Here is a 26192-nt window from a genome sequence, read left to right on the forward strand (position 1 = left end):
CTCGATGTGGTGCACAGTGCCTCCCCGCGGTGGTCTCGGTCTCCACCATCTCATACCGTGACGACCGTGACGTGGATGGTGTATGGAGCAAACGGTTACAGCGGGTCACTGCTTGCCCGCCTCGCGGCCGGCCGCGGCGAACGCCCGGTGCTCGCCGGCCGGTCGGCCGCCGTGGCGGGTCTGGCAGGCGAGCTCGGGCTGCCGCACCGGGCGTTCCCCCTCACCGCACCCGACCTGGACGGCGTCAGCGCCGTCGTCAACTGCGCCGGGCCGTTCGCCGCCACCGCCCGCCCCCTCGTGGACGCCTGCCTCGCCGCCGGCGTGCACTACCTCGACATCACCGGCGAGCTCGATGTCTTCGACTGGATGTTCGCCCAGTCGTCACGCGCGGTGAGCGCCGGTGTCGTCCTGTTGACCGGCGCCGGCTTCGACGTCGTGCCGACCGACTGCCTCGCCGCGATGCTCGTCGCCGCCCTGCCGGACGCCGTTTCACTGGAGCTGGCGTTCGACGCGCCCGGCGGGCTCAGCCGCGGCACCGCCCGCACCAGCCTCGGCGAGGCCGCGTCCGGCGGCCGCCGCCGCGTCGACGGCGCCCTGGTCGCGACGCCGTTCGGCACGCCGTCGCGGACGGTGCCGTTCCCGTCGGGGGAGCGGACCGTGGGCGCCACCCGGTGGGGCGACCTCGTGACCGCCCACCACTCCACCGGTGTCCCCAACATCACGGTGTACATGCGGCTGCCGCGCAACGCCGCCTCGCCGCTGGTACGGCTGCTGCGCCTGCGCCCGCTGCGCGCCGTCGCCCAGGCCCTCGTCCCCGCCGGCGGCCCGTCCACGACCCGCCGCGCCGGGACCGGCTGCGAGGTGTGGGGCTCGGTGACCGACGGCGCGGGGAACACGCGCACCGCGACGCTGACGGGGCCGAACGCCTACGCCCTGACCGCCGACGCCTCCCTGCGGGCCGTGCAGCGGGTCCTCGAGGGCGGGATCACCCCCGGCACCCACACCCCGGCGACGGCGCTCGGCGCCGACTTCGTGCGTACCCTGGACGGCGTCACCGTCACGCCGCCGCACTGACCACCGCACGTTTCCGCGGTGTATCCACAATGAGTGATGGCACGGTGACTGGGGTTGCCGCCAGTTTGGTACGATGCGGTACGGTGCAAAGCAAGCGGTCGCCGTCACCGGGACGCAGCGGTGCCGCCTTTCCGTTGTCCTGCGTGCCGGTTCCGCTGATCCGGGTCGTCAGGCCGCCGCGACGACCTCTCCGCCGCCGACCTCCGCGGCGCCTGGGCCGTCGACCTCCGCGCTGCCCGGGCCGGGCCCGCCGGGGGTCGCCGCGCCGCCGCAGTGACTTCCGCGGCGCCTCGGTGACCTTCGCCGCGGGGTTCGTCTCGGCTGCGGGGCTGGTCTCGGCTGCGGGGCTGGTCGCGGCCGCGGCGCCGGCCGTGGCTGCGGGGGCCGTGGCCGCGGCCGGCCGTTGCCGTGGGGGCTGTCGCCGCAGGACCGGCCTTCGCCGTGGGGGCTGTCGCTGCGGGGCCGGCCTTCGCTGCGGATGAGCTTCGCCGCGGGGCGGCGGCGCGCTGCCGGACCACGCGGGTCCTGCCGGCCGCCCGGCGGATCACGCCGACGATCGCGTCGGTGACCACGTCGGGGCGCTCGATCGGCAGCATGTGCCCCGCGTCCTCGCACGTGATCAGCTCGGCGCCGGGCAGCTCGCCGGTGATCGTCGCCGCGCAGGCCGGTGGTGTCAGCCGGTCCAGGGTGCCGACCAGGACCGCGGCCGGCAGGCCCCGCATCGCGGCGAGGGTGTCGACGCGGTGGTGCAGGTCGACCGACGGCCGGAAACCGCCGATCGCGCACAGCGGCGCGTTGCCGACCATCGACGCGGTCAGGGCCACCCAGGACGTGTCGACGCGGTGGCCGAACACCAGCCAGCGCACCCCGGGCGCCAGCAGCGGCATCAGCCTGCGGTGCGGGCGCCAGGCGCCGGAGCGGGCGAGCAGGCCGGCGCCCTGGACCTCCAGGATCCGCATCACCCGGGCCAGCCTGGGACTCAAGCCGTAACTGGTCCGCGACGAGCCCTCGGCCGAGGTCGACACGAGGACCACGCCGACCGTGCGGGCGGCGAACGCCTTGGCGTGGCGTTGCGCGTACTCCATGATCGCCATGCCGCCGAGCGAGTGCCCGACGAGGACGATGGGGCCGTGGGGGACGACCTGCGCCACGACCTCGGCGAGGTCGTCGCCGAGCTGCTCGAGCGTCGCGTCGGTGCCCGACGTGGCGGAGGAGCGGCCGTGGCCGCGCAGGTCGAAGGCGAGGATCCGGACCGGGGCGCCGAGGCGGGCGGGGAGGTCGGCGATCTGCTGTCGCCAGAGGCGGTTGTCGAGCGTCCAGCCGTGCAGGAGGACCACCGTCACCGGGGTTTGCGCCGCACCGCCGCCGTCACCGTCGTCCGAGGCGGCCGGGTACAGCACGCTGTACAGGCGGGCGCCGTCCGGGAGCCTCACGGCGGAGGGGGAGACGACGGAACCCATGGACCATTGTTACCCGGAAGTACGTCAAATTACCCCGGTGGTCCCTGGGAGCATTTCGCGAGTGAACCCGGCGCAGCACGCAGCCGCCGCCCAGGACGTCCCGGGCGGCGGCTGTGAAGTGAACGTCAGGCGGCTTCGAACACGCCCGCGTCGACGAGGCGCTGCTCGGTCGCGTCCCAGCCGTGGCCGGGGTGGGCGGTGTTGAGCGCCTGCAGCTCGACCCGCAGCTTCGCGGCGTGGCCGGCGCCCGCGAGGACGCGGATCTCGTCGACGAACGCGTCGGAGGAGGTGCTGAGCCGGTTGGTCTTGCCGTTGGTCAGGTTGCGCACGTAGACGTGCTTGCCGCCGTTGAGCGGGATGAGGTACTTGAACTCACCCAGCACGCTCAGGGCGCCGGATGCGCCGGCCTGGCCTGCGCGGACTGAGGCCCGCGCGGTCTTGGAGGTGTTGTTCGCCACGGCGGGAACTCCTTGTCGAGCCTGAAACTGCGAAAGACAGCAAAACTGTAACACCCGGCCGGTCCGGCCAAAAAAGTGAGTTACCTGGTGGAGGCTCCACCCGTTGGACATTTCGTAGGAGCCGAGTTGGCGATTCTCTGGCGCACCGCGGGCAACATCGTCATCATGGGTCCCACAAGCACATAGCCACAGGGCAGACCGTGCCGGGTTCGAGGTCGTAGGGGAAGACGCACCTCGGTCTCCGGGAGGTCATACGTGCCCACGCGTGGCGTCATATATGTTCACTCGTCACCGCTCGCCGTGTCATCGCACGTCGAGTGGGCGATCGCGCGCGTCCTCGGAGCGCCGGTCAGACTCGAGTGGACACCGCAGCCTGTCGAGCCGTCGGCTCGCCGGGCCCAATGCTCATGGTCCGGCGCGACGGGGACCGGGGGCGAGCTGGCGGCTGCCCTGCGGCAGTGGCCCATGATCCGTTTCGAGGTCACCGAGGAGCCCAGCTCCGGTGTCGACGGCGAGCGGTTCATGCACGTGCCCGGCCGCGGCCTCTTCCACGGCTCGACGAGCGCCAACGGCGACATCGTGCTGTCCGAAGACCGACTCCGGAGCCTGATCGCCACGTCACGGGGGTACGAGACGCTCGCCCACGCGATGGAGAAGGCGCTGGGTGGACCTTGGGACGCCGAGCTGGAGCCGTACCGGCACGCCGCCGACGGCGTCCCCATGACGCTGCTCACCCGAGTTGGGTAACTTGCACGTGCGTGGTTGAGTGGCACGGTGCCGCGCCTTGGACCCATATCACGCCTGCTCGTGGCGACCGCCGTCCTGCTCGGCGGGTGCACCGACGGCAGGCCTGAGACGCCGTCACCGTCCGCGACGGCGCAGGACTCCGCCGTCACCCCCGGTGGCGACCCGGCGAAGCAGGCCGCGGAGCTGGTCGCCCGGCTGTCCGACGAGGAGCTGATCGGGCAGCTGCTGATGCCCTACGCGTACGGCAACGACGCCGACAAGGTCTCCTCCGGCTCCGCGTCGGCGAACAAGGCCTACGCCGGCGCGTCGACCCCGGCGGAGATCGTGCGCAAGTACCACCTCGGCGGCGTCATCCTGGTGTCCAGCAGCGCCGACGACCCGACCGCCGGCACCAACAAGACCACCAACGTCGAGTCGCCGGCCCAGGTCACCAAGCTCACCGGTGGCCTGCAGGCCGCGGCGCTCGGCCTCCCCGCCAAGATCCCGCTGCTCATCGGCACCGACCAGGAGTACGGGCAGGTCACCCGCATCCGCGACGGCATCGTGCAGCTGCCCAGCGCCATGGCCCTCGGCGCCGGCGGCGACCCGGCGCTCACCGAGGCCGCGTGGAAGGCCGCGGGCACCGAGCTCGCCGCCATCGGCGTCAACGTCGACTTCGCCCCCGACGCCGACGTCCTCGGCGCGCAGCCCGGCGGGGTCATCGGCTCGCGGTCCTTCGGCAGCGACCCGAAGCTCGTCGCGGCCCAGGTGGCCGCCGCGGTGAAGGGCCTGCAGTCCGCCGGCGTCGCCGCGACCGTGAAGCACTTCCCAGGGCACGGCCACACCACCGTCGACAGCCACAGCAGCCTGCCGGTGCTCGGCCAGAGCCTCGCCGCGCTGGACAGCGGCGACCTGCCGCCGTTCGTCGCCGCCGGGGACGCCGGCGTCGGCCTGGTCATGTCCGGCCACCTCGACGTCAAGGCGGTCGACCCGGGGGTGCCGGCGTCGTTCTCCAGCAAGGTCCTCGTCGACCTGCTGCGCACGAAGCTCGGCTACACCGGCGTCGTGGTCACCGACGCGCTCAACATGGAGCCCGCCGAGCAGTGGGGGCCCGGTGAGGCCGCCGTGCGCGCCGTCCTCGCCGGCAACGACATCCTGCTGATGCCGCCGAAGCTGACGGAGGCGTACAAGGGGCTGCTCGACGCGGCACGCTCCGGCCGGCTGCCGAAGCAGCGGCTCACCGAGGCCGCGACCCGCATCCTGACGCTCAAGTTCCGCCTCGCCGCCGTGCCCCGTCCCGGCGCGTCGGCCGTCAACAGCGACGCCGGGAAGGCCGCCGCGCGGGCGAGCGCCGCCGCGGCGGTCACCGTCCTGCGCGGCCCCTGCTCCGGTGCCCTCGTCACCGGCCCGGTCCGGGTCACCAGCGCCGGCAGCGAGACGGCCCGCGGCTGGCTCGAGGCGGCCCTGACCGCCGCCGGCGCGACCGTGGTGAAGCAGGGCGGCACGGAGGTCCGGCTCGTGGGGTACGGCAAGGGCACCTCCGACCTGTCCGGGTCTGCGGCGGTGACGGTGGCCCTCGACACGCCGTACGTGCTGCGCTCGGCGAAGGGCACCCTCGTCGCGACGTACTCCTCGGCACAGGCGTCGATGCTCGCCCTCGCTGACGTGCTGGTCGGCAAGGCGAAGGCGCCGGGCCGCTCGCCGGTGCCGGTGCAGGGACTCCCGGCGTCCGCGTGCGCCTGATCACCGGTTCGGTGGATGCCCGCCTGTAGATCGGCCGTTCCGCACACTGACGACCGGTGATCTTCATCCGTCCGGTGTCACGGACACACCCGTTCGGCAGTTGCGGCGCGGGGTGCCGCATCGAGAACGTTGTCACAACACCGGTGAATGGGGGAGTACTGATGCCCGGCCTCGTCATGCAAGTCGTTGCGCACCCAGACGACGATCTGTTCTTCATCAACCCTGATGTGTCCGCCGCGATCGACGCGCAAGTGGCGGTGGTCACGGTGTACGTCACCGCGGGGCAGCTCACCGGCAACGGCAGCACCGACGGGCAGCGGGCCCGGAACCGGCAGCTCGGGGTGATGGCCGCCTACGCCCAGATGTGCGGCATCAGCATCCCGACCTGGACCGGCGGCACGGTGTGGGCGTCCGGGCGGCAGGCCGAGCGGTACACCCTGCAGGGCACCGCCGCGCTCGTCGAGCTGGTGTTCCTGAACCTGTCCGACGGCACCCTCGACGCGATCAACGCCGGGCAGAGCAGGACCACGGTCCTGGTCACCGGCGGCCAGGTCACGCGGACCTTCAGCTGCGTGAAGGCCGACGTCGTCGGCATGCTGACGGGGCTGATGGCCCGCTACCAGCCGACGGTCGTGCACACCCTGGACCCGGTCCCGGACGCCCGGTACGTGGCCGACCACGGCGACCACGTGGCCGTGGCCAAGTTCGCCGGGCAGGCCGCCGCCACGCACTGCGACGCGATGCCGCTGGTCAACCACCGCTGCTACAACGTCCAGGACGAGCCCGCCGACCTGCACGCGACCGACCGCGCCGCGAAGCAGCTGACGATCAACGCGTACGCCGCCTTCGACAGCGGCGCGTACAACACCGGCTGGGTCGACTCGACGTACCTGCGGTGGCCGCGTGGCAACTCGTGGATCGGGCGCAACGTCGACGGGCGGCTGCAGCTGTTCGTCGTGCGCGGCGGCCTGCTGTGGACGTGGTTGCAGTCCGCCGGCGGCGCCTGGAACACCGCGCCCGCGGTGCTCACCGGCTCGGGTGGTGAGCTGGCGCCCATGGTGTCGGTCGTGCCGAACGCCGACGGCCGGCTGCAGGTGCTCGCGCGGCGCCTCACCGACCACAAGATCGTCAGCACGTACCAGACGGCCGTCAACGGCGGGTGGTCCACCTCATGGACCGACCTGGGCAACCCCAACAGCGCCTTCGGCAACGCCGACCAGGTCGGCGCGGCCACTGGCGTCCTGCTCGGCAACGGCCGGATCGTGGTCGCGGTCCGCAACGGCGGCGGTGGTGTGTCCGCGAAGAGCCAGACCGGGCCGAACGCGGGCTTCCCGGCCTCCTGGACCGACCTCGGCGGCACCGACGTGCAGGGCGAACCGTCCGGGGTCAACAACCCGGGCGGCTGTGTGGAGCTCGTCGCGGCGACCCGGACCGGCATCCTGCACTGGTACCAGAACACCATGGGCGGCGCGTTCGTGCTCAACTCCGCGTTCCCCGGGGTGGTGCCGTCCTCGCCGCCGTCCACGGTGCTCCTGCAGGACGGCACCGCGGCCGTCGCCTACCGCGCGGTCGGTGGCGAGGTCGTGGTCAACCGGCAGAGCGCGCCGGCGGCCGGCTGGAACGCGGCGGTGACCGCGACCGGCCGTCCCGGGGCGACGGGACCCGTGGTCACCGGCCGGGATCCGATGCTGCTGAGCCGCACCTGCGACGGGCTGCTGGCCGTGGGCGTGCCCGCCGGAGCGTCCTGGACGTGGAGCGACCTGGACGGCGGCCCGTTCATCGACGTGCCCGCCGCCGCGGTCGACGCAGCCGGCGCGGTGGTGATCGCCGCCGTCGGGCTGGACGGGGTGGTGCGGGTCCGCAGCCAGGTCGCGCCTGGCGTCGCCCAGCCGTTCGGGGCGTGGCAGACCCTGCCCGCCTGACCAGCGGCAGAAACCGCCGGCGCTACGGCGCCGGCGGCCCTGCCCGTCTCGGGCGGCGCCAGGAACCGCCCCGGCCGGCGGCGGAAGGCTGCCGGTGCTCGCACCGGCGGCCTCGACCGGCGCCAGGAACCTGCCCAGGGCGATGGTGGGAGGCTGCCGGCGCGAGCGCCTGGCAAAGCCCTACAGCGGGATGTTGCCGTGGGCGCCGCGGGCGGCCGGTGCGTCGGCCAGGGCGGCGGCGATCCGGCCGCGGGTCAGCTCCGGCCGGATCACGGCGTCGACCATTCCGAGCTTCAGGGCCCGGTCGACGCCGGTGACCGCCGCCTGCTCCTCGATGAGCCGGGCCCGCAGCTGCTCCCGCTCCTCGTGCGGGGCGGCCGCGAGGCGCTCGCGGTGCAGGGCGTCGACCGCCGCGGCGGCGCCCATGACGGCGATCTCGGCGTCCGGCCAGGCGAGGACGGCGGTGGCGCCCAGCGAGCGGGAGTTCATCGCGATGTACGCGCCGCCGTAGGCCCTGCGGGTGACGAGCGTGACCCGCGGTACCACCGCCTCCGCGAACGCGTGCAGGAGCTTCGCGCCGCGCAGGACCACGTCGCCGGGCTCCCGGCCGGGGCCCGGCAGGTACCCGGGGACGTCGGCGAGGACGACGAGCGGCACGCCCAGCGCGTCGCACGTGCGCACGAACCTGGCCGCCTTCTCGGCGGCGGCCACGTCGAGGCAGCCGCCGAGCCGCAGCGGGTTGTTGGCGACGACGCCGACGGTACGGCCACCGAACCGGCCGAGCGTGGTGACGACGTTCGGTGCCCACCCCGCGTGCAGCTCCACGCCGGGTGCGTCGAGGAGCCGCTCGATGAGGGGGCGCACGTCGTACGCCAGGTGCCGCGGCGGCAGCAGCGCGCCGAGGTCCGCCTCGGCGACGTCGTCGACGCGCAGACGGCCCTGCCGGCCCAGCAGCACGGCGAGCTCGCGGGCCGTGGCGAGCGCCGCCGCGTCGTCGCCGGCGCGCACGTGCGCGACGCCGGGGCGGGCCGCGTCGGCCTCCGCGCCCGCGTCGCTCATGATCACGATGTCGGTGAGGGCGGGGCCGTACGCGGCGGGGCCGAGCACGACGGAGAGCTGCGGGACGCGACCCGACGCGCGGACCACGGCGGCGAGGACCTGCCCGACGGCGTCGAGCGTGGCGACGTCCCCGGCGAGGCGGGCGGCCCCGCCGCCGCAGTCCCACAGGCCGACGACGGGGAGCCGCTCGCGGATGGCGGCGTCGATGGTGTCCACGACGAGGCGGCAGCCCGCCTCGCCCATCCGGGTGGTGGCGGCGAACGCGATGACCTGGGTCCCGTCGACCGTGCCGCGCCCGGCCACGGCACCGTCGTCGTCCGACGGTGCCGTGGGCCGGAGCGTGTCCTGGTCGAACAGGGCGCGCAGGCGTGCGGTCGCGGTGCCGGACTGAGCGGACGCGAGCGTCATCGCGGCTCCCGGACGTCAGGCGCGGGCGAACACCAGCGCGGCGTTGTGGCCGCCGAACCCGAAGGAGTTGTTCAGGGCGGCGGGGATGTCCAGGTGGCGGGCCTTGTGGGCGGCCACCTCCAGGTCCAGCTGGTCGTCGGGCTCGTCGAGGTTGATCGTCGGCGGGACGACCCCGTGGTAGATGGCGAGGATGGTGGCGATCGACTCGACCGCACCGGCCGCGCCGAGCAGGTGCCCGGTCATCGACTTGGTGGAGGTGAGCAGCGGGTGGTCGCCGAGCGCCCGGTGCAGCGCCTTGATCTCGGCCAGGTCGCCGACGGGGGTCGAGGTGGCGTGCGCGTTGACGTGCACGACGTCGGTCTTGGCGATCCCGGCGTCGCGGATCGCGAACTCGATGGCGCGCACGGCGCCGTCGCCCTCGGGGTGCGGCTGGACGATGTCGTACCCGTCGGAGGTCATGCCCGCGCCGGCGAGCCGGGCGTAGATGCGGGCGCCGCGGGCACGGGCGTGGTCGGCGCGTTCGAGCACGATGACGCCGGCGCCCTCGCCGAGGACGAAGCCGTCGCGGCCCTTGTCCCAGGGGCGCGACGCGCGCTCGGGCTCGTCGTTGCGGATCGACATGGCGCGCATCGAGGCGAACCCGGCGATCGGCAGCGGGTGGATGACGGCCTCGGTGCCGCCGGCGACCACGACGTCGGCGCGGCCGAGCCGGATCAGGTCGAGGGCGTGCGCGATGGCCTCGGCGCCGGTGGCGCAGGCGCTGGCGACGCAGTGCACGCCGGCCTGCGCGCCGAGCTCGAGTCCGACCCAGGCGGCCGGGCCGTTGGGCATGAGCATCGGCACGGTGTGCGGCGACACCTTGCGCGGGCCGCTGGCCTCCAGGATGTCGTCCTGGTTGAGCAGGGTCTGGGCGCCGCCGATGCCGGTGCCGACGCTGACGGCGAGCCGCAGCTTGTCGACCTCGGGCGAGCCGGCGTCGGCCCACGCCTCGCGGGCGGCGATGATCGCGGTCATCTCGGAGCGGTCCAGGCGGCGGGCCTGCACCCGATCGATCACTTCACTCGGCTCGACGGCCAACTGCGCGGCGATCCGCACGGTCAGCTGCGCGGCCCAGTCCTGGGTCAGCGGCGACACACCCGACTTCCCGGCGAGCATCGCATCCCACGTGGACGCGACGTCCCCGCCCAGGGGCGTGGTGGCCCCGAGCCCGGTGACGACGACCTCAACACTCACAGCACAACACCTCTCTGGCTGACCCACATGGCGCGGTCTCGGGCAGGTCCGGGGTGACCGTCCAGACCCGAGACCGCGACAACGGCTCTCAGGCCTGCGACTTCACGATGTACGACACGGCGTCACCGACGGTCTTGAGGTTCGGCACCTCGTCATCCGGAATCTTCACGCCGAACTTCTCCTCCGCCGCCACCACGACCTCGACCATCGACAGCGAGTCGACGTCCAGGTCGTCGGTGAACGACTTCTCCTCGGCGACGTCGTCGGGGTTGACCCCGGCGACCTCTTCGAGGATTTCGGCGAGACCGCCGGCGATCTCTTCACGGGTGGACATAGAGCTTTCCTTCCTTGGGTTGACGCAACCTCGACGCAAAGTCGAACGCTGTTGAAACAAAACGGACCGCTGAGCAGAACCTCAGGGGCAGCGGATGACCTGTCCCGCGTACGTGAGGCCGCCGCCGAAGCCGAACAGCAGCACGGGGGCGCCCGAAGGTACCTCACGCCGCTCGATGGCCTTCGACAATGCCAGCGGGATGCTGGCCGCCGACGTGTTGCCGGACTCGACGAGGTCCTTGAGGATGATCGCGTTGGGCAGGTCGAGCCGCTTCACGATCCCGTCGATGATGCGGGTGTTGGCCTGGTGCGCCACGAACGCGGCGATGTCCTTGCCCTGCACGCCGGCCCGGTCCAGGGCGGCCTGCGCGAACGGCGCGATGGCCGTGGTCGCCCAGCGGAAGACCGCCTGGCCCTCCTGCTTGATGTAGGGCCGCCAGCCCTCGATCTTCAGCACGTCGCCCTTCTCGGGCGCCGAACCCCAGACGACGGGACCGACGCCGGTCTCCTCGCCCTCGTAGGTGGCGGTGACGACCGCGGCGCCGGCACCGTCGCCGAACAGCACGGCCGTGGTGCGGTCGGTCCAGTCGACCACGTCGGAGAGCTTCTCGGCGCCGATGACCAGGGTGTTGCGGCTGGCGCCGGCGCGGATCGCGTGATCGGCGCCGGCCAGGCCGTAGCAGAACCCGGAGCAGGCGGTGTTGAGGTCGTACGCGGCAGGCGCCATGATGCCGAGCTTCGCGGCGACCCGGGTCGCCACGTTGGGGCAGCGGTCGATCGAGCTGCAGGTCGCGACGATCACCTGGTCGATGTCGGCGGCGGTGAGCCCGGAGGCGGCGAGGGCCTTGCCGGCGGCGGCGGTCGCCATGTCGGCGACGCTCTCGCTGCCGGCGACGCGCCGCTCGGCGATGCCGACCCGGTCGCGGATCCACGCGTCGTTGGTCTCGATCACCTTGGACAGGTCGTCGTTGGTGACCACCTGCGACGGCTGGTAGTGCCCGAACGCGAGGATCTTCGACCCGGTGGGCTGGTTCATAGCTGGTCTCCAATACGGGCGAGCGGCTGGCCGGGCGCGACCGGGTCGTCGAGGGTGACGAGCCATTCGGCGAGCGTCCCGGCGCTGTGCGCGGTGACGTCGACCGGTCCCTGGGGGGTCTGGACGGCGCCGATACGCTGGCCGTCGCCGACCTCGGCGCCCTCGACGAGGCCGTCGGCGGGGGTGAAGGTGCCTGCCGCCGTCGACAGCACGACGCTGAACTGCGGGTGCGGCTCGTGGGTGGGTGGCGGGCCGCCGTGCCGCGCGAACACGTCGCGGGCGGCGTCCAGGTCGTCCGGGGTGTTGACGGTGACGATCTCGATGCCCTTGATGGTCCGCTTGACCAGCCCGGCGAGGGTGCCGGCGGGCGCCAGCTCGATCACGGCGGTGACGCCGAGGTCGACGAGGGCGGCCATGCACAGGTCCCAGCGCACCGGCGCGGTCACCTGCCTGACCAGCCGCTGCAGCATGCTCGGGCCGTGGTCGACGGCGGCGCCGTCGCGGTTGGACAGCAGCGTCCGGGTCGGGTTCGCGGTGGTGACGCCCGCGGAGATCGCGGCCAGGGCCTCCTCGGCCGGCGCCATGTACGGCGTGTGGAACGCCCCGGCGACCTGCAGCGAGATGATCCTGGCGCGGGCCGGCGGGGCGGCGGCGAGCTTCTCCAGCCCGGGCAGCGAGCCGGCGGCGACGACCTGGCCGGCGCCGTTGCGGTTGGCCGGCACCAGTCCGGCGGCCTCGATGGTGGCGATCACCTCGTCGGGGTCGCCGCCGAGGATCGCGCTCATCCCGGTCGGCTCCAGGGCGCACGCGGCGGCCATCTCCCGGCCGCGGACCGCGGCGAGGGTGACGGCGGCCTCGGAGCTGAACACTCCGGCCATGGTCGCGGCGGCGAGCTCACCGACGCTGTGGCCGGCGATGACGCCGGCGTCGTAGGTCGGCAGCTGCTCGGCGGTGAGCAGCGCGGCCGCGACGAGCAGCGGCTGGGTCTTGGCGGTGTCCTTGATCTCCTCGGCGCCGGCTTCGGTGCCGAGGTGCACCAGGTCGACCCCCGCGAGGACCGACCACCAGCGCAGACGGGCCTCCGCGCCGGGCAGCGCGAGCCACGGTGTCAGGAAGCCGGGTTTCTGGGAGCCTTGCCCTGGGGCGAGTACAGCGAGCACGTCTATGACTTTTCCGGATTCCGGGCAATCGCGCGGGTAGCGCTACGCACCAAAGTGGACCACGTCGTTTGTAGGAACTCTACAAAAGATTGCGTGGTGTTGCCCCAACAGAACCTCGCCGTCACCCACCGCAACCCTTCGTTCACCTCAGCTGCGACCTGCGTCACTGTGGCTGCGATGTGCGTCACCGGTGCGGGGTGCGACATGTGTCACTGCGGCGGCGGGCTCGACGGTGCGGGCGCGAACGGGTCCAGTCTGCCGATCGTCAGCGCGATCCGCAGGGCAAACGCGTCACGTGGTACCAAAGGAACAAATCCGGTGACCTCGCCGATGCGGCGCAGCCGGTACCGGACGGTGTTGGGGTGCACGAACAGCCCCCGGGCGGCGCTCTCCAGGACGCCGCCGCCGGCGTAGAAGGCGTCGAGGGTCTCCAGGAGCTCACCGCCGGCGCGGACCAGGGCGCCGTAGATGTCCTGGCGCAGGATCCGCCGCGCCTCCGCGTCGCCGGCCAGGGCGCGCTCCGGCAGCAGGTCGGCGGCGGCCACCGGGCGGGGCGCGGCCGGCCACGCGGGCGCGGCCCGGAACCCCGCCAGGGCGGCCCGGGCGGACTCGGTCGCCTCGTCCAGCGACGGCACCGCCGGGCCGACCACCACCGGGCCGTCGCCGAAGCCGACCAGGAGCCGCTCGGTCGCCGCGATCGGGTCGGGTGCGCCGCCGAGGACCACGACCAGGCGGTCGCCGTGCACCCCGCCGAGGATCTCGACCCCGATGCGGCGCGCCGCCCGGTAGACGGTGTGCAGCACCGCCGTGGCCTCCCCGCCGGGCGACCGGCCGACCGCGACCGCGACCGGTGGCGCGTCCGCCCAGCCCAGCGCCGCCGCCCGGCTCGCCAGGACGTCGGAGGAGTCGCCGCGCAGCAGCGCGTCGACCAGCAGCGCCTGCAGCCGCGCGTCCCAGGCGCCCCGGGTCTCCGCGGCCCGCGCGTAGACCCGGGCCGCGCCGAAGGCGACCTCCCGGCTGTAGTGCAGGACCGCCTCGCGGATCCCGGACTCCTCGCCGGCCGCCGCCAGGTGCGGCAGCTGCTCCTCGACGACCTCGATGGTCACCCTGATCAGCTGGACCGTCTGGCCGAGGTTGATCGAGCGGGCCAGGGCCCGGGGTGCCGCGTCGAAGAACTCGTCGGAGTTGTCCGGCGGCAGCGCGCCGCCCTCCTGCCGGTTGCGCAGCCACTCGACCAGGGACCGCACGCCGGCCTGCGCGACCAGCATCACCCACGCCCGCTGGTCGGCCGGCAGCTCCCGGAACCAGGGCAACGTCTCGTCCATCCGCGCCACGCTCGCGGTCGCGAGGGCGCCGGCCGCACGCTCGATCGAGCGCACGCTCGCCTCGAGGCTCCTCCCGCCGTAACGCCCTTCCGGCCGCTCCTGGTTCGTCACCCGCACAGCTTTTCATCGTCTGGCCGCCAACCAGAACCCGCCATAGATCCCGGCCTCCCTCGAGGTCTGCCGCAGCCCGTCCGGGCCGTCGATCAGCCGCCGCCCCCAGTCGGTCCGCTTCGCCGGCCGGAACCCGTCGACCATGTCGAGATAGTGGTACTCGGGGCTGTTGCCGCTCCACGCCCAGCCGAGGTACCCGAGGTCGTGGTGCTGGCAGTACGCCATGATCGCGTCCTCGTCGGGGTCGCCGTACTGGTGGATCGAGGAGAACTCCCCGACGACGATCGGCAGCCGCTGCCGCACGAACACGTCGAGGTAGTCGGAGACCTTCTGCGCGGTGTTGAACGGCCCGTACATGTGCACGTCGAAGATCGTGTTGTGCTCCGGGTCGGAGGCGAACACCTCAGCCGCGTGGTCGCGCATGACGTGGAACGAGTCGTTGCCCCAGTTCGGCGCGTCGACCATGATCGCGTGCAGCAGCCCGGCGGAGCGCAGCCGCTGGATCGCCGTCTTCGTGTCGCCGATCCAGTCGACGTTCACCGCGTGCCCCGAGGGCTCGTTGGCGATGTTGATGATGACGTAGGACTCCTGCCGCAGCAGCACCTTGCGCAGCGTCAGCCAGTAGTCGACGGCCTGCGCGATCGTCGCGGCGCCCGGCTCGGTGCCGTAGCCCATCGTGTCGTGCACGTCGAGCACGCAGATCAGCCGGTTCTCCCGGCACCGGCCGATGACGTCGGCGACCTCCGCCGGGGGCGTCGCGGGGAACCCGGTGCCGCTGGACAGCGCCACCCGCACCGAGTTGGCGCCGGATGCCTTGATGTCGGCGAACACCGACGAGGGTCCCTTGCCGAAGTAGTACCCGTGGTTCACCCCCCGCAGGACCAGGCGCTCCCCGTTCGCCTCCACGAGATGCCCGCCGGTGGCCTTGATCCCGGTCGCCCCGTAGGCGGGCTCCACCGAGACGTACGCCGCGCCGAGCAATGACAGCAGCAGGGCGAGGAACGCCGCTCTGATCAGCACGGCCCGCCGCTACCCGCCCGTTTGCCGGCGAACCGTCAAGGCGGGAAAGAACAGTATCGACCGCAGTCCCTGCCCCCGGGTAATCTGGAGATCACGTACCGTGTGCATGATCGCGGAGAGGCGGCCCGTGGCGTCCAAGTCGGCTGAGCTGGCGGCTGAGCAGCAGCATTTCGACCTGGCCCGCAAGCACCGCGAACGCGTCCGCGCGGAGCTCGGCGAGGTCCCCGACGCCGCCGCCAACGCCGGCGCCGGCCGCCGCCTCGCGCTGTTCCGCCGCAACCGCAAGGACGCCCTCGCCGCGCCCGAGGAGCAGGTCGCCTTCGGCCGGATCGACTGCACCCCCGCCGATCCCGGCGGCTCCTCCAACATCGAGGACACCTTCTACATCGGCCGCGAGACCGTCCTGGACGATTCCCGGCAGGTCCTCGTCGTCAACTGGCAGACCCCGATCGGCGCCCTCTACTACGAGGCGACCCACGAGGACCCCCGCGGCCTGCAACGCAAGCGGACCTTCCAGTGCACCGGCAACCAGATCCAGGACTTCGACGACGTCGTCTTCGCCCGGCTGGCCGAGGCGGTCGCCGAGCTCGAAGGCCCCGACAGCGCGCTGCTCGCCGAGCTCGACCGGGGCCGCACCGGCACGATGACCGACATCGTCGCCACCATCCAGGGCGCCCAGTCCCGGCTGATCCGCTCACCCCTGGACCAGGTGCTCGTCATCGAGGGTGGCCCCGGCACCGGCAAGACCGCCGTCGCCCTGCACCGCGTGTCGTGGCTGCTGTACAACCACCGCGACCGGCTGCGCCCGCAGGACGTCCTGGTCGTCGGCCCGCACCCGGCCTTCACCCGCTACATCCGCACCGTCCTGCCGAGCCTCGGCGACCAGGACGTGGCGCAGCTCGACATCGACCAGCTCGCCCCGCCCGTACAGCGGGGAAGGCCGGAGGACCCGCAGACCCGGCGGCTCAAGGGTGAGGCGAGGATGGCCCGCCTGCTCGCCCGCGCCCTGGAGAACCGGGTCGGCACGCCCGAACCCGCCGAACGCCTGCTCTTCGACGGCGCGTTCGTCACCCTCTCCGGCGTCGAGGTGGCCGCCGCCGTCGCCTCCGCCCGCCAGGCCGGCGGCCCCTACGCGCAACGCCGCCAGCGGCTGCGCGCCCAGCTCGCCGACCTCGTCCGCGGCCGCGGCGGCCCCACCGACCCCGAACGCCTCGGCCCGGTCGAGAACCTCCTGGAACGCCTGTGGCCGCTGCAGTCTGCGGCCGCGTTCCTGCGCACCCTGCTCGGCTCGCAGGCCAGGCTCGCCAACGCCGCCGCCGACGAGTTCACCCCCGCCGAGCTGGCCCTGCTGCACCGCCGCGGCGCCGACAAGCTCTCCGAGCAGATCTGGAGCAACACCGACCTGCCGCTGCTCGACGAGCTCGAAGAGCTCCTCAACGGGGTGTCGCGCCGCTACCGGCACATCGTGGTCGACGAGGCCCAGGACCTCTCCCCGATGCAGCTGCGCGCCGTCGCCCGCCGCTCCTCGACCGGCTCCCTCACCGTCGTCGGCGACCTGGCCCAGTCCACCGGCGCCTGGGCCCGCGACCACTGGGGTGAGGTCACCGAACACCTGCCCTCACAGCTGCCGCAGGTCGTCGTCGGGCTCCGCTACGGCTACCGGGTCCCGCGCCAGGTGTACGAGCTGGCCGCGGAGCTCCTGCCCGTCGCCGCCCCGGACGTCGAGCCGACCAGGGCGGTCCGCGAGGGCCCCGCCGACCCCGGCGTCCACGTCGTCGAACCCGCCGAACGCGCCGGCCGGGCCGCGCTCATCGCGAAGGACCACGCCCTCGGCGGCCGTTTCGTCGGCATCGTCTGCCCGGCCGCCTGCCGCGCCGAGCTGGAGTTCGCCCTGCACGCCAACGACCTGCAGTGGGGCCGCGCCGACCAGGGTGAGCTGGATCGCGCGATCAACCTGGTCAGCCCGCAGGAGGCGAAGGGGCTGGAGTTCGACGCGGTCATCGTCGTGGAGCCGGAGGAGATCGTCGCCGAGGACGACCGGGGGCACCGGCTGCTGTTCGTGGCGCTGACCCGCACGATCCGGTACCTGGACATCGTGTGCGCCGGTGATCCGTTGCCGATCGAGTCCGGTGCTGATGTCACGTCCCGGATTCCGCGGCAGCGGGTCGTGGTCGAACCGGACGCTGATCCGACGGTGGACATGGCGCAGGTGGACCGGCTCGCCGAGGATCTCGCGGCGATGGTGGTCGGGGGTGTGCCGGTGCCGATGTGGGATGAGGTGCTGCACCGGACGGCGGCGTTGCTCGATGAGCGTGCCGACCGTAGCCGTCCTTCTGGGAGGCATCGTCGTTCTTGACCCCCCAGGATCGTGTGGTCGTCTTCCTGCTGAGCGTCCGCGTGGGGGTACGCCGCTTGGAGTGGTTCCTGGTGTCAGTCCTCGGGGCTCGGTGGTTTCGCGCAGCCTGCGGCGGCGCGGACGGGTAGCGCGGTCACCGTCCGTGCCGTAGTTGCGGTGATGCCAAGCCAGGTCCGCGCTCACATGGTCCAGCGCCGTCGAGGTCGTCATTCGGTGGTGCCACACCGCCGCTGGTATCAAAACCATCGCAAATCACCCAAATCGGAGAGCGCTCAAGGTGCGCACCAAGATCCAGCCTCGCCCCCTTCATGATCGAAGGCTCCGGGTGGTCGCCCGGACGACCACCGCCGTCCTTCGATCATGGGCCGGGACGGAAGATCGCCGTCCGAGTGCTGGTACTCCCCGGTCTAGTGATCGATGGTCTTCGCTCTTTGACTGAAAACGGTGTTGTAGCACCGAATGATGCGCCCGACGGCGCTGGATCATGTGAGTTCGGACCTGGCTTGGGATCACCGCAACTACGGCACGGACGGTGACCGCGCTACCCGTCCGCGCCGCCGGAGGCTGCGCGAAACCACCGAGCCCCGAGGACTGACACCAGGAACCACTCCAAGCGGCGTACCCCCAAACGGACGCTCAACAGGAAGACGACCACACGATCCTGGGGGGTGAAACGGGATCAGCGAGCAACCATCCGATCGATCGCCGACGAATCCAGACGCCGGCCCACCACCGAATCCACGATCTTCGTGGTGATGCCGTCCTTCGTGACCTTGCTGGGCAACGCCACACCCAGCACCTTCGCCAGCTCCCGGAGCTGGGCGACCGTCAGTCGCTCATCGTTGAGGTACTGCACCGCCGCCGCCCGCGTGCCGATCTCCGCCAGCATCGTCTCGATCTCGGCGACCGGCTTCGACAGGGGACGCGACGGCGCCGGGGTGGTGGGCCGGCCGCCGCGCGGTACCAGCGACAGGCGGGAGACGCCCGAGGCGAGGTCGGCGAGCTGGTCGGCCGGCAGGGACTTGACGAACGCGGCGACCTTCAGCAGCACGTCGTGCGCGAGGTCGGCGGGGTCGGTCATCGCAAGACGCTCCTCAGATCCTGGTGCGCGCCAGGAACTCGCTGGTCAGCTGCTGGAACTCGTATCGTAGGGTCTCGATCGAGGCGGTGCCGGGCGGGGCGAGGACGACGGGCAGGCTGCGTTCGCCGGCGTCGGTGACGGCGGTCTTGTTGTCGCGGACGGTCTGGCGGAAGACGGGGATCTCGATCCGGGAGGTCTCGTTGACCGAGGTGCGCTGCGAGATGAGCGGGCCCGAGCCGGTGTACTGCACCATCGTGTAGACCACGCCGATGATCTCCGGGTTGATCGGGTGGGGCGCGACCGCGTTGTACTCCTCGACCAGGCGGGACATGCGGGCCCGCAGGTAGTCGATGCCGCGGGTCGAGAGGTAGTCGGGGCGGGCCGGCACCATGACGTGGTCGCTGGCGACCATCGCGGTGCGCGTGACCATGTTGAAGTTGGGTGCGCAGTCGATGAGGACCGAGTCGTAGCCGTGGAACGCGCGGTCGGTGAGGGCGTCGGCGATCAGCCGGTGCACCGGCAGGTAGCGGGGGTTGCCGGTCTGCAGACGGGCGCCGCCCAGGGCAGCCGCCAGGTTCAGGTCGACCTCGATGAGGCCCAGGTCGCCGGCGAGCAGGTCGAGCTGCCCGCCCAGCGGCTGCACGACGGCGTTGACCTCGCGCGGGCTCACCACGTACTTGTGCAGCGGCTCGGCGACGCGGGTGGCGAGGTATCCCTCGAACCACGGCAGGACCGTGGGCCGGGACTCGAACTCGGCGGGCCGGTAGAAGGAGAACGTGAGGCTCGACTGCGGGTCGAGATCGACGAGGAGCACCTTGCGGCCCCGGGCGGCGAGCTCGGCGCCGATGTTCGCGGTCAGTGTGGTCTTGCCGACCCCGCCCTTGTAGTTGATCACTGAGACCACGCTCATCGCAGCAGCATGACATCGGCACGCTCCGTTGTCGTCCCTCGATGGTGGCGGTTAGGCTGTATTCCTACTGACCCGATGGGTAAAGGGGACTGTGATGGCGCTGCCGGACTTCCTGGTCGCCGGGGTGCCGAAGGCGGGCACGTCGGCGTTGCACGCGGCGCTGGTACGACACCCGCAGCTCTTCCTGCCCGAGGTCAAGGAACCCAAGTTCTTCCTCTCCGACGGGCCGCCGCCGGACCGCGGCGGGCCGGGCGACCGGCAGACCTACCAGGAGCACGTGTGGCGGCGGGAGGAGTACGAGGCGCTGTTCGACCCGGCACCCCCGGGCACGCTGCGGGGCGAGGCGACGCCGTTCTACCTGTACGACCTCGAATCCCACAAACGCATCCGGCGCCTGGTCCCGGCGGTGAGGATCGTCCTGCTGCTGCGCGACCCGGTCGACCGGGCGCACTCGAACTGGTCGCACCTGTGGGGCGCCGGGCTGGAGCCGGAGGCCGACTTCGAGAAGGCCGTGGCCCTGGAGCCGGCCCGCACCGCCGCCGGCTGGGCGGACTTCTGGCACTACACCGCCCTCGGCCGGTACGGCAGCCAGCTGCGGCACCTGCTGCAGTACTTCCCCCGCGAGCAGATCCTGCTGCTGCGCTACCGGGACCTGCGCGACGACCCCGCCGGGACCGTCGACCGGGTCTGTGCGTTCCTGGGCGTCGCCACCGGGCACGTCGCGCAGATCCCGCCGGAGAACGTGCGCCACTACGTGGCCGACACGCGGGTCAACGCGGGTCTGCGGTTCCTGCTGCGCAACGGTGGGAGGATCGGGCATCACTTCCCGGTGCCGGTGCGGCACGCGTTCAGCGGGCCGCTGCTCGCGCTGCTGCACCGCCAGCACGGCCGCCGCCCGAAGGTCACCCCCGAGCAGCGGGCCGCGCTGCTGCCCCGGTTCGTCGAGGAGATCGAACTGCTGCAGGAGGTGTCCGGCGAGTCGTACGCCGACTGGCTGAGCCTCGACCACGCGAGCAACTACCACTGAGCGTTTGGAGATCCGCACGTGCCACAGCTGCCCCGCCGCACCGGCTCCGAGATCGTCGTCAGCCCCCCGGAAGCGGGCCCCGGCAACTGGGCCGGTGGACCGAGCGCGATCACCGCCGGATCGTCGGTGTTCCTGGCGTACCGGCTGCGCAGGCCGATCGGCGAGGGCCGCGGCTACGCCAACGTCGTGGCCCGGTCCTCGGACGGCGTGCACTTCACCACCGTCTCCGAGGTGTCCAAGGAACGCTTCGGCGGCGCCTCCCTGGAACGCCCGGCACTGGTGGTCACCCCGGAGGGACGGTGGCGGCTGTACGTCAGCGTCGCCACCCCCGGCACGAAGCACTGGCGGGTCGACCTGCTGGAGGCCGACGAGCCGGAGAAGCTGGGGGAGGCGCCCGCGATCACGGTCCTGCCCGGCTCCGACGAGGCCGGCGTGAAGGACCCGGTCCTGCACTTCGACGGCCGGCGCTGGCACCTGTGGGCCTCCGTGCACCCCCTGGAGACCGCCGAGCACGCCGACCGCATGTCCACCTGGTACGCCACCAGCCCCGACGGCATCGACTGGGCGTGGCAGGGCGTGGCACTCGCCCCGCGCCCCGGCACCTGGGACGCCCGCGGTGTCCGGCTCAGCGCCGTGGACGTCCGCGACGGGGTGCTCAGCGCCACGTACGACGGCCGCGCCACCGCCGGGGAGAACTGGGAGGAGCGCACCGGCACCGCGCAGGGCACCCTGCAGGCCGACGGGCTGTTCTCGCCGCTGACGGCGTCGGCCGCCGGCCCGTGCGGCTCACCGCACGCGCCGCACGGCCTGCGCTACCTGACCGCCGTCCCCGGCCGCCTGTACTACGAGGTCACCCGCGAGGACGGCGCCCACGAACTGCGCACGGAAACCGTCCAGCTAACCGCCTAGTCACAGGCCGCACTGCTCCAGCAGGTGCAGCCAGACCTCGCTGACGGTCGGGAACGGCGGCACGGCGTGCCACAGCTGGTCCAGGGTGAGCTCGGCGTTCACGGCGATGGTCGCCGAGTGCAGCATGTCGGCCATGTCCGGGGCGACGAAGGTGGCGCCGAGCAGGACCCGGCGGTCCTCGTCGACGACGAGCTTCGCCCGGCCGGTGAAGCCGACGCCGCGGACCGTGGCGCCCTCGACGGCGCCGATGTCGTACTCGGCGGTGCGCACCGCGAAACCGTCGGCGCGGGCCCGGGCCTCGGTGCGCCCGACCATGCTCACCTGCGGCTCGGTGAACACGACCTGGGGAGCACCCCGGTCGTCGGCGGTGTCACGCAGCCCGGGCGCGTCCTCGGGCGCGCCCGTGGCCCTGGCGGCGATCACGTCGCCGCACACCCGGGCCTGGTACTTCCCCATGTGGGTGAGCAGGTTGCGGCCGTTGACGTCGCCGACGGCGTACAGCCAGCCGTCCCCGACGGCGGTGGCCCGCATGCTCGCGTCGACCTCGATCCGCCCGTCGGGGTGCAGCCCGACCGTGTCCAGGCCGATGTCGTCCACGGCCAGGCGGCGGCCGGTGCCGACGAGGATCTCGTCGGCCTCGATCCGCCCGCCGTCGGCCGTGTGCACGGTCACCGGGCCGCCGGCGCCACGCCGCTCGACCCGGGTGACCGGCAGGCCGAAGCGCACGTCGATGCCCGTTTCCCGGAACGAGCGCGCCACCAGCTCACCGGCGAACGGCTCGGCCGCGGTGAGCAGGCGGTCACCGCGCACGAGCACGGTCGTCTCCCGGGCGCCGAGCGCGTGCAGCGCCTGGGCCATCTCGCAGGCCACCGGCCCCGCGCCGAGCACGACCAGCCGCTCCGGCACCCGCTCCACGCTGGTCGCCTCCCGGTTGGTCCACGGACGGGCCTCCGCCAGCCCGGGGATGCCGGGGATCGCGGGGCTGCTGCCGGTGGCGACGACGACGGCGTGCCGGGCCCGCAACGCCCGGGTGCCGCCCTCCGGCAGCGTGACCTCCACCCGCAACGGACCGGCCAGGCGCCCATGTCCGCGCACGAACTCCGCCGGGAACTTCTCGATCACGTTCACGTTGTGGCCGTCGTCGCGGTGGGACACCGTCTCGTCACGGCGGGCCAGCACGGCGGCGGTGTCGATCGGACCGCGCAGCTGCAGCCCCGGCATCCGGGCGACCTCGGCGGCCAGCTCCATCGGCCACAGCAGCGCCTTGCTCGGTACGCACGCGTAGTACTCGCACTCGCCGCCGGCCAGGCGCTCCTCGACCACTGCCGCGGTCAGGCCACCCCGCGCGGCGCGCGCGGCGGCGATGATCCCGACCGGCCCCGCACCGATCACCACCACGTCGAAAGCATCATCCCTGTTCGCCATTGGACCCTCCGATGCTCGAAGCCAGCCTGCTGTGACTTCCCCGGCAGGCCGGCTCGAACCCGCCACAGCGTCACCGCGGGCCGTCCCCCGCTCCTGCCGGACGGCCGGGTCCTGGCAGGATGAGCCGGTGACCGGCAGCGACCTGGTGTTGATCCTGCGGTACCGCAAGGCGGTGACGTACGGCTTCCACACGCTGCTCGCGGCCCTCGAGGAGCACGTCACGGACACCCGGTACGAGGTGGTGTTCGCGGAGTCGGCGCAGGCGACGATCGACGCGATCACCACGCGGCAGGGCCGCAAGCTGGTGCTGTGGTCGTTCTACTCGCCGGACGCCGCCGCCCTCGCCGAGGAGCTCGCGACCATCAAGGCGCAGGCACCCGGCGCTATGCACCTCGCCGGTGGCGTGCACGCGACCGCGGAGCCGGTGCAGACGCTCGACGCGGGCTGGGACATCGCCGCGGTCGGGGAGGGTGAGCGCACGCTGCTCGACCTCGTCGACGGCGGCGGCGACCCGGCGGGCATCACCGGCCTGGTGTACCGCGACGGCACCGGCCGCCTCGTGCGGACCGGCAAGGCACACAAGGAGCCGCTCGGCACATACCGGGCGTTCCCGCTGACGTACAAGCGGATGAACCCGATCGAGATCACCCGCGGCTGCGTGTACGCGTGCCGCTTCTGCCAGACGCCGTTCATGTTCTCCGCGAAGTTCCGCCACCGCAGCGTCGAGAACGTGCGGTGGCACGTCGACCGGATGCGGGAGTTCGGCAAGCGCGACGTGCGGTTCATCACGCCGACGTCGCTGTCCTACGGCGCCGACGGCGAGGAGCCGGACCTCGACGCGGTGGAGGAGCTCCTGGCCAGCTGCAAGGAGGGGATCGGGCCGGACGGGCGGGTGTTCTTCGGGTCGTTCCCGAGCGAGATCCGCCCCGAGCACATGACCGTCGAGGCGTTGCGGCTCGTCAAGCGGTACTGCGCGAACGACAACCTCATCGTCGGGGCGCAGTCCGGCTCCGAGCGGGTCCTGGCGGCCGCGAAACGCGGGCACGACGTCGAGTCGGTCCGGCGGGCAGTGCGCATCGGCATCGCCGAGGGGTTCCGGATCAACGTCGACATGATCTTCGGGATGCCGGGGGAGGACCCCGAGGACGCCGCGGCGTCGCTGCGGCTCGCCCAGGAGCTCGCCGGTCTCGGCGCCCGGATCCACTCGCACGTGTTCATGCCGCTGCCCGGCACGCCGTGGCGGGACGCCCCACCCGGCGACGTCGACCCGGAGACGATCCGCGCCGTGTCCCGCCTCGCGCAGCAGGGCGCGCTGTACGGGCACTGGCAGAAGCAGCGCGAGCACGCCAACCGTCTCGCCGCCGCGGCCGTCGAGTACCCGCGGCCCGGCCGCAGCCGCACCCTGCTGCCGGTCGCCGAAATCCGACCGTCCGGCGAGACCTGCTGACCCTTACGCTCGGCGCGTGGAGATCACGGTCCGGCAGAAGGCCGCGGGGTGGGTCGGGCTGGCCGCGGTGGTCTGCCTCGGCTACGGCGGCTACGCCTTCATCGTCGTGCAGGAGCTCAAGGGACGCTACGGCGATGACGACCGCATCCTTGTCCAGCAGGGGCACGCCGCCGCCGGGTTCCTGGTCGGGGTCGTCGCCGCCGGTTGGGGGGTGAACGTCCTGCGCGGCGGGCCGCTGCCGGCGTGGCGGTCCCGCGACTGGTCCGGCTGGACCCGCGGCACCGCCCTGGCGCTCCTGGTCGGGGCCCTGGCCTTCGCCTACGACGGCTCGCGGGCACTGGAGGACTTCTACCAGGCGGTCGAGGGGCGCGGTGTGCACGGGTCGCTCACCGTCACCGAGTGCACCCCACTGGAGCACGGCTTCGAGTGCCAGGGCACGTTCCGCGCCGGCGACGGGTCGTTCGAGGTCGAACGGGTCAGCGCCGGCGCGGAGGAACGCCCGGACGGCCCCATCGACGGGTGGGTCAGCGGGCCCCGCCCGCTCGGCATGACCGACGGCACCGACGGCGCCTGGCACAACGTGGCCCTGCAACTGGGCGTCCTGGCGGTGTTCTGGCTGGCCCTCGCCGGGTTCCTGACCGCCGCGGTGTGGCCTAGGAGGGGCGGGCCGGAGGTGTGACGGCAGCGACCAGGGTCGAGCGCGGCGAGCGGGTGCCGAGCAGGTCCCGGGAGTAGACCGCGTACGTGTAGTCGGTCGAGCCGCGCAGCCGCGACAGCGTGACCGTCGGCCGGCTCGTCGTCGCCACCGGGGTCTCCACCGCGCCGTCGACGGCGACGACCTGGTAGACGGCGTACCGCCGGGGCTTCCAGGCGAGGGTGATCGTCGAGGCGGTGACGTCCGTGACCCGCACCTGCTGCGGCGCGCGGGCCGGGGCGGCGGCCGTACCGGACCGGTAGACCGTGGCCTCACGGGTGTCGGTGTTCAGGCCGTTCGGGCCGGAGATGAACCGGCGGCCCCAGGCGGTGAGCCGGCCCGCGTCGAAGTCGTCGACCAGGTCGAGGTAGCTGAACTGCTTGTCGTTGCCGCTCCACGACCAGCCGAAGTAGCCGAGCTCGCGGGCCTCGGCGTACGCCATGATCGCGTCCTCGTCGGGGTCGCCCCACTGGTGCTCGCCGGAGAACTCGCCGACGAGGATCGGCAGGCGGCGGTCGGTGAACGAGCTCAGGTACGCGTTGACCTTCGCGGCGGTGTCGAACTCGCCGTACATGTGGATGTCGAAGAGTGTGTTGCCGGTCGGGTCGGCGTCGCGGACCTTCTCGGCGTTGTCGCGCATCACGAACGACTCGTCCTGCCCCCAGCCGGGCGCGTCGACCATCAGCGTGTGCCGGAAACCGGCGGCCCGCAGCGCACGGATCGCGTCGGACGTCTGCTGTACCCACGGCATCGTCGCGCCGTTGCCGAACGGCTCGTTGGCGATGTTGACGATGATGTGGTCCTCATGGCCGATGAGGGCGCTGCGGACCCCGAGCCAGAACTGGACGGCCTGCGCGATCGTCGCGGCCTTCTTGTCCTGGCCGAAGCCGGTGGTGTCGTGCGCGTCGAGGATGCAGATCAGCCGGTTCGCCTTGCACAGGCTGACGACCTTGGCGACGTCCTCGACGCCGCTCTCCCGCCACTGGTGGCCGATGCCGAGCGGGAGACGCACCGCGTTGGCGCCGGCGGCCTTGATCCCGGCGAACGAGCCGTTGCGGTCCGGGTACCACATGAAGTCGTGATTGACGCCGCGCAGCACGAGGTCGCTGCCGGTCGCCTCGACCAGCCGGCCGTCGCGCACCTGGATGCCGGTGCGCGGGGCGGCCGTCTCGGCGTGCGCGGTCGCCGGCACCAGCAGGGCACCGGCGAGCACAGCGACCCCGAAGGCACAGACCAGGCTTCTCACGAGGCGAACCGCTACCCGCGCCGGGCCGT

General features: G+C 72.8%; 22 protein-coding genes. 9 read left to right on the forward strand and 13 right to left on the reverse strand.

The genetic code is table 11. The features are described 5' to 3' along the window. The first annotated feature begins 75 nt into the window (after window positions 1–75). The gene (locus OHA72_RS17885) at window positions 76–1074 is read left to right on the forward strand and encodes a saccharopine dehydrogenase family protein (protein ID WP_327008952.1); all 999 of its coding nucleotides are present in this window, start codon (window positions 76–78) and stop codon (window positions 1072–1074) included. A 104-nt stretch (window positions 1075–1178) separates the two neighbouring features. Here OHA72_RS17885 and OHA72_RS17890 read toward each other — a convergent pair whose 3' ends face one another. Both OHA72_RS17890 and OHA72_RS17895 read right to left on the reverse strand, forming a co-directional pair. Further along, complete coding sequence (locus OHA72_RS17890; RefSeq protein WP_327008953.1) at window positions 1179–2534, reverse strand: alpha/beta fold hydrolase; 1356 nt, start codon at window positions 2532–2534, stop codon at window positions 1179–1181. 125 nt (window positions 2535–2659) lie between these two features. After that, window positions 2660–2992 (reverse strand): hypothetical protein, encoded by a 333-nt coding sequence (locus OHA72_RS17895; RefSeq protein WP_327008954.1) that lies wholly within the window; start codon window positions 2990–2992, stop codon window positions 2660–2662. 255 nt (window positions 2993–3247) lie between these two features. On the opposite strand from OHA72_RS17895, the gene OHA72_RS17900 reads away from it, so the two are divergent. The 3 genes from OHA72_RS17900 to OHA72_RS17910 all read left to right on the forward strand — a co-directional run bounded on the left by OHA72_RS17900 (window position 3248) and on the right by OHA72_RS17910 (window position 7383). Beyond that, the gene (locus OHA72_RS17900; RefSeq protein ID WP_327008955.1) at window positions 3248–3739 is read left to right on the forward strand and encodes a DUF3145 domain-containing protein; all 492 of its coding nucleotides are present in this window, start codon (window positions 3248–3250) and stop codon (window positions 3737–3739) included. A 54-nt stretch (window positions 3740–3793) separates the two neighbouring features. Next, window positions 3794–5461 (forward strand): glycoside hydrolase family 3 protein, encoded by a 1668-nt coding sequence (locus OHA72_RS17905; protein WP_327011588.1) that lies wholly within the window; start codon window positions 3794–3796, stop codon window positions 5459–5461. 161 nt (window positions 5462–5622) lie between these two features. Further along, on the forward strand, window positions 5623–7383 hold the full coding sequence (locus OHA72_RS17910) for a PIG-L family deacetylase (protein ID WP_327008956.1): 1761 nt from the start codon (window positions 5623–5625) through the stop codon (window positions 7381–7383). A 180-nt stretch (window positions 7384–7563) separates the two neighbouring features. Here OHA72_RS17910 and OHA72_RS17915 read toward each other — a convergent pair whose 3' ends face one another. The 7 genes from OHA72_RS17915 to OHA72_RS17945 form a co-directional block, all read right to left on the reverse strand. Continuing rightward, entirely contained in the window at window positions 7564–8850 is a 1287-nt protein-coding gene (locus OHA72_RS17915) for a carboxyl transferase domain-containing protein (protein WP_327008957.1), read from the reverse strand. 15 nt (window positions 8851–8865) lie between these two features. Beyond that, the gene (gene fabF / locus OHA72_RS17920; protein WP_327008958.1) at window positions 8866–10083 is read right to left on the reverse strand and encodes a beta-ketoacyl-ACP synthase II; all 1218 of its coding nucleotides are present in this window, start codon (window positions 10081–10083) and stop codon (window positions 8866–8868) included. 88 nt (window positions 10084–10171) lie between these two features. Continuing rightward, the gene (locus OHA72_RS17925; protein ID WP_203847813.1) at window positions 10172–10417 is read right to left on the reverse strand and encodes an acyl carrier protein; all 246 of its coding nucleotides are present in this window, start codon (window positions 10415–10417) and stop codon (window positions 10172–10174) included. A gap of 81 nt (window positions 10418–10498) precedes the next feature. Beyond that, complete coding sequence (locus OHA72_RS17930; RefSeq protein WP_327008959.1) at window positions 10499–11452, reverse strand: beta-ketoacyl-ACP synthase III; 954 nt, start codon at window positions 11450–11452, stop codon at window positions 10499–10501. Further along, window positions 11449–12612, reverse strand: coding sequence for an acyltransferase domain-containing protein (locus OHA72_RS17935; RefSeq protein WP_327008960.1), 1164 nt, complete (start codon window positions 12610–12612; stop codon window positions 11449–11451). The genes OHA72_RS17930 and OHA72_RS17935 overlap by 4 nt, the downstream gene beginning before the upstream one ends. 209 nt (window positions 12613–12821) lie before the next feature. Beyond that, the gene (locus OHA72_RS17940) at window positions 12822–14048 is read right to left on the reverse strand and encodes a PucR family transcriptional regulator (RefSeq protein ID WP_327008961.1); all 1227 of its coding nucleotides are present in this window, start codon (window positions 14046–14048) and stop codon (window positions 12822–12824) included. A gap of 12 nt (window positions 14049–14060) precedes the next feature. Further along, entirely contained in the window at window positions 14061–15068 is a 1008-nt protein-coding gene (locus OHA72_RS17945; RefSeq protein ID WP_327008962.1) for a glycoside hydrolase family 5 protein, read from the reverse strand. 106 nt (window positions 15069–15174) lie between these two features. Between OHA72_RS17945 and OHA72_RS17950 the strand changes: the two genes are divergently transcribed. Next, complete coding sequence (locus OHA72_RS17950; RefSeq protein WP_327008963.1) at window positions 15175–17424, forward strand: HelD family protein; 2250 nt, start codon at window positions 15175–15177, stop codon at window positions 17422–17424. 679 nt (window positions 17425–18103) lie between these two features. On the opposite strand, the gene OHA72_RS17955 is transcribed toward OHA72_RS17950, so the two are convergent. Both OHA72_RS17955 and OHA72_RS17960 read right to left on the reverse strand, forming a co-directional pair. Further along, window positions 18104–18505 (reverse strand): hypothetical protein, encoded by a 402-nt coding sequence (locus tag OHA72_RS17955; protein WP_327008964.1) that lies wholly within the window; start codon window positions 18503–18505, stop codon window positions 18104–18106. A 13-nt stretch (window positions 18506–18518) separates the two neighbouring features. Beyond that, on the reverse strand, window positions 18519–19415 hold the full coding sequence (locus OHA72_RS17960) for a ParA family protein (protein ID WP_327008965.1): 897 nt from the start codon (window positions 19413–19415) through the stop codon (window positions 18519–18521). 94 nt (window positions 19416–19509) lie between these two features. Between OHA72_RS17960 and OHA72_RS17965 the strand changes: the two genes are divergently transcribed. After that, window positions 19510–20442: a sulfotransferase family protein gene (locus OHA72_RS17965; RefSeq protein WP_327008966.1), complete on the forward strand. Its 933-nt coding sequence runs from the start codon at window positions 19510–19512 to the stop codon at window positions 20440–20442. Window positions 20443–20460: 18 nt separating this feature from the next. Beyond that, window positions 20461–21351 (forward strand): glycoside hydrolase family protein, encoded by an 891-nt coding sequence (locus OHA72_RS17970; protein WP_327008967.1) that lies wholly within the window; start codon window positions 20461–20463, stop codon window positions 21349–21351. On the opposite strand, the gene OHA72_RS17975 is transcribed toward OHA72_RS17970, so the two are convergent. Beyond that, window positions 21352–22776, reverse strand: coding sequence for a dihydrolipoyl dehydrogenase family protein (locus tag OHA72_RS17975; RefSeq protein ID WP_327008968.1), 1425 nt, complete (start codon window positions 22774–22776; stop codon window positions 21352–21354). It abuts the gene before it with no gap. A gap of 127 nt (window positions 22777–22903) precedes the next feature. On the opposite strand from OHA72_RS17975, the gene OHA72_RS17980 reads away from it, so the two are divergent. Continuing rightward, window positions 22904–24223 (forward strand): TIGR04013 family B12-binding domain/radical SAM domain-containing protein, encoded by a 1320-nt coding sequence (locus OHA72_RS17980; RefSeq protein ID WP_327008969.1) that lies wholly within the window; start codon window positions 22904–22906, stop codon window positions 24221–24223. Window positions 24224–24239: 16 nt separating this feature from the next. Then, complete coding sequence (locus OHA72_RS17985; RefSeq protein WP_327008970.1) at window positions 24240–24902, forward strand: hypothetical protein; 663 nt, start codon at window positions 24240–24242, stop codon at window positions 24900–24902. Here the strand turns inward: OHA72_RS17985 and OHA72_RS17990 are convergent. Then, on the reverse strand, window positions 24877–26163 hold the full coding sequence (locus tag OHA72_RS17990) for a cellulase family glycosylhydrolase (protein WP_327008971.1): 1287 nt from the start codon (window positions 26161–26163) through the stop codon (window positions 24877–24879). The two genes, OHA72_RS17985 and OHA72_RS17990, sit on opposite strands and share 26 nt — an antisense overlap. Window positions 26164–26192: the final 29 nt, after the last annotated feature.

The sequence above is a fragment of the Dactylosporangium sp. NBC_01737 genome (assembly GCF_035963215.1).
Taxonomy (GTDB): domain Bacteria; phylum Actinomycetota; class Actinomycetes; order Mycobacteriales; family Micromonosporaceae; genus Dactylosporangium.